Origin of the sequence: Streptomyces sp. NPDC127117 (assembly GCF_042677325.1) — a bacterium.
GTDB lineage: Bacteria > Actinomycetota > Actinomycetes > Streptomycetales > Streptomycetaceae > Streptomyces.
Window position 1 is genome coordinate 23,954 of the sequence record NZ_JBHXTM010000073.1, and the last position, 9,246, is coordinate 33,199.

At 69.5% G+C, this 9,246-nt stretch carries 9 protein-coding genes and 1 pseudogene; 4 read left to right on the forward strand and 6 right to left on the reverse strand.

Annotation, left to right across the window (positions count from 1 at the left end):
- Positions 1 to 105 precede the first annotated feature (105 nt).
- Positions 106 to 759 (reverse strand): hypothetical protein, encoded by a 654-nt coding sequence (locus ACFVH0_RS36760; protein WP_385827499.1) that lies wholly within the window; start codon positions 757 to 759, stop codon positions 106 to 108.
- A gap of 596 nt (positions 760 to 1,355) precedes the next feature.
- Entirely contained in the window at positions 1,356 to 1,979 is a 624-nt protein-coding gene (locus ACFVH0_RS36765) for a hypothetical protein (protein ID WP_385827501.1), read from the reverse strand.
- Positions 1,980 to 2,772: 793 nt separating this feature from the next.
- Between ACFVH0_RS36765 and ACFVH0_RS36770 the strand changes: the two genes are divergently transcribed.
- Positions 2,773 to 4,104, forward strand: a complete 1,332-nt coding sequence (locus tag ACFVH0_RS36770; RefSeq protein ID WP_385827503.1) for a hypothetical protein — start codon at positions 2,773 to 2,775, stop codon at positions 4,102 to 4,104.
- Positions 4,105 to 4,718: 614 nt separating this feature from the next.
- Here the strand turns inward: ACFVH0_RS36770 and ACFVH0_RS36775 are convergent.
- Positions 4,719 to 4,850, reverse strand: coding sequence for a hypothetical protein (locus ACFVH0_RS36775; RefSeq protein WP_385827504.1), 132 nt, complete (start codon positions 4,848 to 4,850; stop codon positions 4,719 to 4,721).
- Positions 4,851 to 4,996: 146 nt separating this feature from the next.
- On the opposite strand from ACFVH0_RS36775, the gene ACFVH0_RS36780 reads away from it, so the two are divergent.
- Complete coding sequence (locus ACFVH0_RS36780; RefSeq protein WP_385827506.1) at positions 4,997 to 5,563, forward strand: DUF5565 family protein; 567 nt, start codon at positions 4,997 to 4,999, stop codon at positions 5,561 to 5,563.
- Positions 5,564 to 5,620: 57 nt separating this feature from the next.
- On the opposite strand, the pseudogene ACFVH0_RS36785 reads toward ACFVH0_RS36780, so the two are convergent.
- Positions 5,621 to 5,887: pseudogene (locus ACFVH0_RS36785) on the reverse strand (transposase); the annotation flags it as partial.
- A 29-nt stretch (positions 5,888 to 5,916) separates the two neighbouring features.
- Between ACFVH0_RS36785 and ACFVH0_RS36790 the strand changes: the two are divergent.
- Together ACFVH0_RS36790 and ACFVH0_RS36795 are read left to right on the forward strand one after the other, a co-directional pair.
- On the forward strand, positions 5,917 to 6,111 hold the full coding sequence (locus tag ACFVH0_RS36790) for a hypothetical protein (protein WP_385827514.1): 195 nt from the start codon (positions 5,917 to 5,919) through the stop codon (positions 6,109 to 6,111).
- On the forward strand, positions 6,108 to 6,488 hold the full coding sequence (locus tag ACFVH0_RS36795; RefSeq protein ID WP_385827508.1) for a hypothetical protein: 381 nt from the start codon (positions 6,108 to 6,110) through the stop codon (positions 6,486 to 6,488). The genes ACFVH0_RS36790 and ACFVH0_RS36795 overlap by 4 nt, the downstream gene beginning before the upstream one ends.
- A gap of 48 nt (positions 6,489 to 6,536) precedes the next feature.
- On the opposite strand, the gene ACFVH0_RS36800 is transcribed toward ACFVH0_RS36795, so the two are convergent.
- Positions 6,537 to 7,064: a hypothetical protein gene (locus tag ACFVH0_RS36800; RefSeq protein ID WP_385827510.1), complete on the reverse strand. Its 528-nt coding sequence runs from the start codon at positions 7,062 to 7,064 to the stop codon at positions 6,537 to 6,539.
- 324 nt (positions 7,065 to 7,388) lie between these two features.
- On the reverse strand, positions 7,389 to 8,564 hold the full coding sequence (locus tag ACFVH0_RS36805; RefSeq protein ID WP_385827512.1) for a hypothetical protein: 1,176 nt from the start codon (positions 8,562 to 8,564) through the stop codon (positions 7,389 to 7,391).
- Positions 8,565 to 9,246: the final 682 nt, after the last annotated feature.

Genomic DNA, 9,246 nt, shown 5'->3' on the forward strand with positions numbered 1-9,246 from the left:
CAGTCCAGGGGCGGAAGGGGCCGCGCCGGCCATTCCCGAGAGGCGAGGAGACCGCACCTCAGCAGCCCGCACGGCTGGTGAGGGGGAAGCCGCCCGGGGGCCGGTTCAGCCGGTGATGGAGAAGAAGATCGATCCGTCTTCGGCCCACCACCAGGTGCCCTGGCCCTCGGCCCATTCCGAGTACCAGCTGTCGAGGGCCTTGATCAGCTCCTCCAGGTCATACCGCAGGTCGGCGTCGATCCGGTCCAGTACCGCCCGGTAGGCCTTTATCGCGGGTCCGGCCTTCGCCAGCGGCCAGTATCCGATCTCCGGAGAACCCTCCAGGGGGCTGGGGATACGGAACCCGATCTCCGAGGGCGGACCGCTGTAGATGTACTGGTAGGGCAGCAGGTCCGCCTGGACACCAGCTGCGCTCAGCGCGTCGTCCAGAGCGGAGAAGAAAGTGGTGGGGCTTCGGTAGCTTGCCAGGGTGGCGGAGTCGGATGCGTTGTGGTCGATGATGATCTGGAGGGCTGCGTAGTAGGCGCTGCCTGCGTACCTCGCGCTGGAATCGGCCCGACCGGTAATCAGCTCTTCCAGCGCGTCCTGAACCGACAGTCCCCAGTCCACCTCTTGGGCATCGAGATCGTCCTGGCGTGCCCGCGCCCGCTCCCGCATCCTGTCCAGGAGCCGCGATTCGTCATCGCTCAGGTCCAGGGCCGGCAGAAAACGCGCAACTTCCCCGCGGTTCGCCATGGAGTAATTGACTACTTTGCTCATACGGCCACCCTGCCAAAGGGCACTGACATCCCCAGCACCCGGGGTCGTCCACCTGAACCACCCCAACAGGCAGGCCGCACCCAGCCCCGCCGCACACGAATCGCCCCTCACTCGGGCGGATGAGGGCAGAGCCCGGCAGACTCTGAGCAACCTGGCCGCCTACGTCACCGGGATCGTTCGGAAGGGAGCGGAGGCCGGGACTGGCACGCCGGCGAGACGGCCGAAGTACGGCCGGGCGTCTGCGCCACCGCCCGGGAGTGGGCCGGGCGCCCGCTCCCCACCGAACCGGGCCTGCTGCCCACCGTCCTGGAGAAGACACTGCTGGACAACGGCTCCGGCACCGGAACCGACATCCTCCTGTATGCCCCGGTCACCGGCGTCCCCGCGCTGCACTGCGCCCCGGGCACCCGCAGCGCGTACCTGCTCACCCACACCCTGCAGCCCCTGCCCGCCCGCACGACGCTCCCCTCACCACCTACACCTGCGCCCAGCTCCTGGCCGTCCGCGCCGGATGAACTCGCTGCGGCCGCGGTCGCGGGCCGGGCGGGTGGCGCCGCGAGGAGTGGCAGGACACCGTTGACTACCTGCAGGGACTGCTAGGGCAGACCCACCAGTCCCCAACTGCGGCGCGCGGCCGTTGTGATCACGGCGCCCCATTCACGCAGCAGCGCGGTGAAGTCCTCGAAGGTGTCCGGGCGTCCTGCCCAGCCCTCGCACTCGGCGGCGAACGGCTCGCGCAGCACATCCAGTTGGGACACCGCTCGCTTCCAGGCGTGGGCCTTGCCGGTTACTGCCTCAGGCGGGCACACCAAGAGGACGCGCAGGAGCCCGCGGTCGGTGGCCGGCGGGAAGAACCCTCCGCCGCCCGTCAGCGCAGGATCGTCGGCCGGGTTCGCGTCCCAGATCAGACCGACGAGAAAGGCGTCGATCGCCTCGCGCACGGATGCGTCGACGAGGGGCCGCATGTCGTCCCATGCATCGCCCGCCTGGGCGTGCGGGCGATAGCTGCCGGTGGTGGTGGAAAAGTCGTACTCGGCGCACCATGCAGACTCCCGATCCGGGGGCCACAGCCAGCCGCCGGCCAGTCCGTACCGCTGGGGGTACTCGCCGTCGAGCTCTGGTGGCCAGGTCGTGTCATCCAGTGCTCGGACCCGGTTCTCCACAGGGATAGCGCTCAACTTCTCCCAGTCCGCCATGAACAGCGTGATATCCAAACCCATAGCGGCAGCATAGGCAGAGCCGCGCGACAAGCCGAAGCGGTCAGCCGCCGCGGATCAGCGGCGTCCAGGGATCGACCACAGCAGCACACCGATGCCGAGCTCCGGCAGGTTTGAGCCCAGGCATGTGACCGTACGTCAAGGAGCAGCAAGTCCTGACCAACGGGGAATGCGCCCGCAAGTACGGCCGCGGTCGGGGATGCCGCCCGATCACCCCGATGCTCTGGACCACGCGGTGCGGCTGACGGCTTCCCGGCCGAAGGTATCGGCCGAAAACGGATGGCGGCGCTAAACAACTCGTTTAGTTTGAGGTGGTGACCTTTCCGTGGACGCGTACCCATCGCTCCCTGACTCCTGTTGCAGCGCCGACATCACACGGCTGGCCAGCCTGACCAGCGGGCGGGTGTCCCAACTGCGCACCGCCGACGGGTCCGAGGCGCTCCCGGAGCCCGATGCCGCAGACAGCACCGAGGCGCGGCCCCTGTGGCGAGGCGGCACCGTGGCCCGTTGGCGCGCGAGGACCGGCCGCCGTCTCCCGCCGCGTACCGCGTCGTGACTGCTGCCGGGCCCGGACGGCCCGAACCTGCACCGTGAGGGCCAGCAGACGCTGCATCTGTGCCAGCCGGAAGAAGCGACCCGAGGCACCGAACTGCGGCACCCGCCGGTCGATGTCCACGTCACCCGCTACACGGCCCCCGACGGGCGTGGCCCCTCTGTGTGGCTGGCGACCGTGCTCGCCCCGGGTGAGATGAGCCGCCTGCTCGGCTGGCCGCACGCCTGGCCCCACGGAAGCCCGATGCAGCACCTGGTGCACGACATCCTCGCCGGCACCGAGCCCGATCACTTCGCGACCACCGACCTGCTGGGCACCCTGGTCCTGCTGCCCACCCGCGCCGAACCCCAGTACGGCCCCCTGTCCGGAGACGCGCGCATGCTCGACCTCTACGACATCGACGCCGACAGCCGCGGCCGCACCGAGGATTCCCTCCACCGCCTCCTGCGCCAGATGCGCCCCGCCGACGACGAACTGGGAGATCTGGTCCGAGCCCTGGGGCACCGCCTGCCGTGGTGGCCGCCCGGCTGTGCCACCCCGGCCCTCGTGGCCAGCTGGGCACCGGACGCCCAGCGGATTGCCGACCACGTTCCGCCGCCCCTGGGCGAGGCACAGGCCTTCGTCCGCCGCTGCGAGAGCGCCGCCGCCGGCCTGGAGGGCACGCTGCGCGCCTCCGTGCTGGAGCTGGGCAACACCCGGTGGGACAGCGCCACCTCCGGATGGCGTCGCGGAGGTGTCCCCGACCATGGCGCGCTGCCCAAGGGCAGCGATGCCACGATCTGGCAGGTCCCCGTGGAGTTCGTCCTGCCGCCCGCCCCCAAGATGACCGGTGACTTCTGGGAAGGCCTGGAATGGGTCATGGACCATGCCCCGTCCCAGCGCCTTGCACGCGAAGCACTGCGTTTCCTCGGAGACTCCGGCAGTGCGGGGACCGTACTCTGCGACACCGGCCAACTGCCCCACCCGCTTCGATCCCTGTTTATTGACCGGGTCACCCCCGCAGAGAACACCGGCAGCCTCCGGGCGCACCGAGCTCTCGAGGCCCTGGACTCCCATCCGAACGCGGCGGCCGGATCCGTCCTGGGCACCTGGCCCGCACCGGCCGGCCCGGCCTGGTGCGCTACATCAGCCGGCACCGAGCTCATCGCTCTGCACGTACCGCGCACCATGCCCGCGCCCGGCCCTTCCACCGGGACTCCCCTCGAAGTCGTGCTGCTGCGCGGCGAGTCCGTCACAACCTACGGGCAGCCTCCGGCTTTCGGTTTCGTCGTCACCGACCAGGACCAGATTCTTCTCCTGCCCGCCCAGGGCGGCCCTGCGGAGATCGCGGCCGCGGTCAAGCACGCCGTGTGGCATCCGGGCGTGCCGACTCTGACCGTCGGACTGGAGCCGAGCCGCAACGAGCCCCTCGTCGCCGCGGTGGACGCGCTAGTGGAAACAGGTCCCCGCACCACCCCGTGGAAACAGCTGACCGCGTTGGTCGGCCCGCACCCCGACGACGTCAACTGCTTCTACTGCCGCCAACGAGAAGCCGATGACACCCTGCCCGACACCGAATCCGCAACAGGCGGCTGAGACATCGCTCCCGCACCCCGAACTCGCAGGCCCTGGGCTGCTGCTCGGAGAATCGGTGAGGCTCTCGTAGAGCCGTTCCTTCCATGCCGCCTCTGCCGCCGCCTACCGCGCGTGCGGTAGTCACCAACCTCCGCCCGGAGCTCCTCTCGTGGCCGGCGGCCCATCCTGGTCACCGACGTCGAAGAGGTCCAAGAGCCCACCGTGCCCGCGCTGCGCCGACCACCCGCAGGCCGGCTGCGCCGCCTGCGGGTGCAGCCGACCTGGGGGTGCCACGGCGGCTACCGGCTGAGGGACCGGGAACCGCTGGGGCGGGCCTGGGCGAGGGAGGGGAGTGACAGGTAGTGCTGCCAGCCGGGCGCGTCCTCGGTAGCACTGCCCGGGCGGGCCGCTCAGCGGGCGGATACCGACGAGAGGGCTGTCGAACTCCTCGAGCTGCGCGTCCTCCTGCGGATGGGTCCAGCGCAGCACCCGCAGCCGGTGCATCCACTTGTCCCCGACATCGAAGAGGTAGCCCAGCTCCCCGACTGCACCATTACCGGACGGCGCCTTCGACGACCGCCCCTGAACCGAGGGCTTCGCTCTTTCCGTCCCGAGCGGGTCGACGTCACGGCCAATCACCCCGCCATCGACGAGGCCGCGCGCGAGGTGTCGCTCATCCACCGCCAGCGCGAGGCCCAGGTGTCGGGGGAGCGCCGGCCGCGCACCGTGCCCGTCGCCTGCCCCTGCGGCCAGACCCTCCGCGTCACCCTCGACACCCCCGGCTGTCGATGCCCCCGATGCGGGACGCAGTACGGGCACGGTGAGTTGCTGCAACTGCCCATGGCGGAGCGCCGGAACGCGGCTTGAACGAAATTCCGATGCACGCAAGCCAGCCAACCGACAGGATCGCGGAATGCAGAAGATTCCCACCGTGTTCGTCCGCGACTTCGACAACAATCCTGCGCACGTGCTGCCCAAGGTGACCCCCGGCTGCGAATGGGTGCTCACAGGCGAAGGGCAGGCCACCCGCAAGTACGACGGCACCTGCGTGATGCTCGACGAAGCAGGCAAGTGGTGGGCGCGTCGCGAAGTGAAGCCCCGCAAGCCGGAACCGCCGGCCTACATAGCCCTCTCCGTCGACACCGAGACGGGTAAGACCATCGGCTGGGAGCCGATCGGCCAGTCATCGTTCGCGAAGTTCCATGCAGAGGCCCTTCAGGCGGCCGGGTCGAGCGAGTGGACCGCCGGGACCTTCGAGCTGATCGGCCCGAAGGTGAACGGAAATCCCGAGGGTGGCGACGTTCACCGGCTCGTCGAGCACGCTGCGGCGCAGCACGTCTCAGTGTCAGAGCTGACCTTCGAGGGGATCGGTAGCACCGTGCTGGCCCTGGCAGCGGTCGATGGCTGCGAAGGCATCGTCTGGCACCACCCCGACGGACGGATGGCGAAGATCAAAGCCAGGGACTTCCCGAAAACATGACAACGAAGCGCCCCCGCACCGGATAGCCGGACGCTGTTGGTTTATTCGGGGTGCTGATCACTTCGCCCCGCCGAGCAGTTGCTCGGCGGGGCGAAGTGCTGCGAAGTGGCTGGTGCGGGTGCGGGCTCGGGGCGTGTCGGTCAGGTGGGCGTCGATGCGGGCGAGGTTGATGGCGGCGCCGGTGAGCTGGTGTTGCAGGGCGGTCTTTGCGAGTCCGAGGTAGCGGGATCTGCGCAGGCCGCAGCGCTGGACGGCCTGGGAGACGGTGCCCTCGACGCCGGCGCGGGTCTTGTAGCGCTCCTTCCAGGTGTCGGTGTCCTGGTCCCGAGGAAGCCAAGGACCGCCTCGCCGCGATCGCGGCAGCCGAGGGCCTGTCGCTGCGCGCCTACCTGGCGCGCCTGGCCGAGACCATGCTCACCCCGGCCGAGCGCGCCGAGAAGGCCCGGATCGCGTTGAAGGAGTGGAACGGCTACGCGCCCACCCGCTCCGAGCAGGACGACCTGGACAGTGAACTCGACCGGCGCCTGGCCCGGGTGACGGCCCGATGAGCGACGCCATGCACATCGTCCTGGACGACACCGCGATGACCGCGGCCGGCCAGGGCAACGTCCTCGCTTCCCGCCTCATCCACCGGGCCCACGCCGAAGCCGGCTGGTTCCTATACGCCCCGGCCTGCGCCCTCGTCGAGGCGGACCGGGCGCGTCCTGGCACTGCCGAGCACCTGGCGGCGCTGCCGGGCATCACCGTGCTGGACCTGGATCTGCCGGCCACGCTGGCTTTCGCCCGGCAGGAGACATGGGCGGCGGCGCACAGCCAGTACGCGGCGCAACCCACCGCGGACCGCCCCGACGGGGCGATCATCGCCACCACCGCTCCGCAGCGGTGGAAGGGCGAGCCGGTCCGGGTACTGGATTTCAACGCCTGAGCTCAATACGACACAGTTGGCCGCCGGCCCTGAACAGGACCGGCGGTCTCACTGTGCCGTATCGAGCTGTTCACGTGCGATGTCGAGAAATGCGGTTCGTGCCTGGTCGAGAGAGCCGAGGTAGTCCTCCACCTGCCGGACCATCTCGAAGCGCCCTCCAAGAGCGGCATCGTGCAGGAGAACGCGTGCCTGGCTTTCGGGGATGGCCGGGCACATGTCGAGTGCGTCGGTTGCTGTCGTGTGGGCCCGCTCGATCTGTCCGAACACGGCCTCGGGGTCCGTGTTCGGATCGGGGCCCCAGGGCACGAAGCGACCTCCGGCGGCACGGACGCCGTCCATCAGCGAGGCCAGTGTCGAGAGCGCTGTCCGTGCGTCGTGCACGGGAGTTGCCGCATCCGGGGACAGGCTCACCCGTTCCTGTTCGGCGGCCCTTTCCAGGGTGTTCCAGGAATGGGATGCCGGCAGGTCGCCCTCGATGAGGTCCAGATAGTCGTTGCACGTGCGCCGTACCAGGTTGGCGGCCGCCACGACGGAAGGCGGCCCCTCGAGCTCAAGGACCACCAGCGTCGTCTTCACGGCCCGGCGCAGCGAGGGGAAGTCCTCGTTCGTTCCGCTGCGTGCCGAGTGACCGGAGCTGATGGCGTCTTCGATGGCGAGGAGGAACGCTGCCCAGGTGTCCCGGCGGATGCCGCGACGCCACTGGTCGTGGGTGGCCGTCGTCTGGGCGGCGGCCTGGTCAAGAGCCGCGCGGTAGGTGGCCTCCGCGCTGCGCAGGGCGGCGCGCGTCTGTCACCGGCCGACCAGGATGGTCGCGGGAATCCCCACGGCCGCGACGAGCACGGCTCCCATCGCGCCTATGCCCTGAAGGTCCATAGCTGTTCCTGGTGTCGGGCCGGCCGCTCAGTCCTGTGCGCCCAGGGCACGGCGGCGGGCGGTGACCAGGGTCCGCCACCGTTCCCGGGTGAGTACTGGTCCGTCCAGCCACTGTGCCGGAGACGGGTTGGTGAGGGGGAGTGCGGCCATGAAGTGGGCGATATCGGTGAAGTAGGCAAAGTCGCCGGTGACGGTGAGTCCGCGCAGGCGGCCGATGGTGGCGGCCAGGTCCTGGTCCTCGTCGCGGACGGCGTGGTGGAAGGCGAGGGCGAGCTCCACGAACCGGTGGAGGAAGGGGAGCCCCGCAGCCTCGATGTCGGCGTGCAGGCCCTGGGCGCGGGCGGTGACGTCATCGGTTCCGGCGTCCTTGATCAGGGCGACGACCTGGGCGAGGAGGGTGTTGGAGCGCTGGTCGAGGCCGTTCAGGAGCTGGTGGGCCAGAGCGAGCTCGTCGCCGGCCCGGGCGGGGTCGGCGAAGGAGAGGGCGAGGGCGAGGCGGACCTGCGTCATGGCGCGCTCGCCGACGGCACTGTGCTGCTCGGCTTCGGCGCGGCCGGCTTCGAAGGCGGCGACCGCTTGGGCGGTGTCGGCGTGGGACCAGTGGATGTCGCCGAGGACGCGGTGGTGGCGGCCCTTCCAGCCCAGGGCGGGGACGGCGGCCAGGGCGGCGGGGAAGTCGCCGGCGAGGCGGGCCAGGTTGGTCAGACCGCGGCGGGCCTTGAGGGCGAGGCGGCCGCCGGTTTCGGAGACCTGCTGCATTCCGGCGCGGGCGGCGTCGTTCTGGCTGAGGTCCTTGTACGCCTTGGCCCGGTAGTACGGAGCCATCTCGGTCAGCTCGGCGGGCAGTAAACCGGTGTCCAGGACGGCGGTGAGACGGTCGGCGGTGCGCCGGCGGTGTTCGTGCTGGCGGCGGGTGATCGCGGTGAGGAGTTCGGCCAGGGCATAGGCAGGCGTGTCCAGTGCCGGGTCCGGTACCCCGCCGCTGGCGCCTGCCGGGACGGTGGGTGGGGTGAGAGGTTCCCAGACGGAGTCGTCGGTGTAGGTCGGCCAGACTCCGAAGTGACGGGCGGCCGCGGTGAGCGTGATGTTCTTGGACTGGCGCAGAGGCCGCAGGTCGGCGATGCCGGGAACGGTGACCGTGGTGGTCAGGCAGCGGAACATCTCGCGGGCGATGGCCCGTTTCAGGAGCCGGATGATCTCCAAATGGGAGGGCGCCCCTTACCACGCGGCGCCCTCCCGCACAAACATGCAGGTCAGAGACACGGACTGCGTGAGGCAAATCGAGCGAAGACGCGCTGGTGCTGACCTGGTGCTGACTTCCGCTGGCGTCCGTTCCGGTCCGTTCGGGTGCGTCGTGCTGGATCGGTGCTGACTCCGGGGCCCTCGTCGCCCGGCAGACCTCCACCCGCTTGGTGCGGCCGCCATTCCTCACTACCGTCCTCGCGAGCAGATGAAGCAAGCGTAGAGGAATTGTTCGTGAGTGAGCCGATGTGGGACGTCAAGGCGCTTGCCGCCTATCTCGGGAAGCCTACTTCTTGGGTGTACGACAATCACCTCAAGGAGGGAATGCCGAGCTTCCGCGTGGGCCAGCAGCTACGGTTCTCTCCAGTGGAGGTTCGGCAATGGCTGGAAGAACGATGCCGAATGGTCACATGAACATGAAGTACAAGGAGACCGCGCGCGGCGGGCTCGCGGTGAACATCATCGAGTGCTGACCACATAGGCCCTGATGAGTGATTTTCTACCTTTCAGCACTGTCAGGGCCTTCCCCGCATACGCGGCGGAAAGCCCCTAGTAGTGCTTCGTTACCTTGAGTGATCTTGCCTGGTGGTGGGCATCATCAGGGTGTGAAACTGGGGGATGTCGAGCGGCTCCGGGGCGAGTT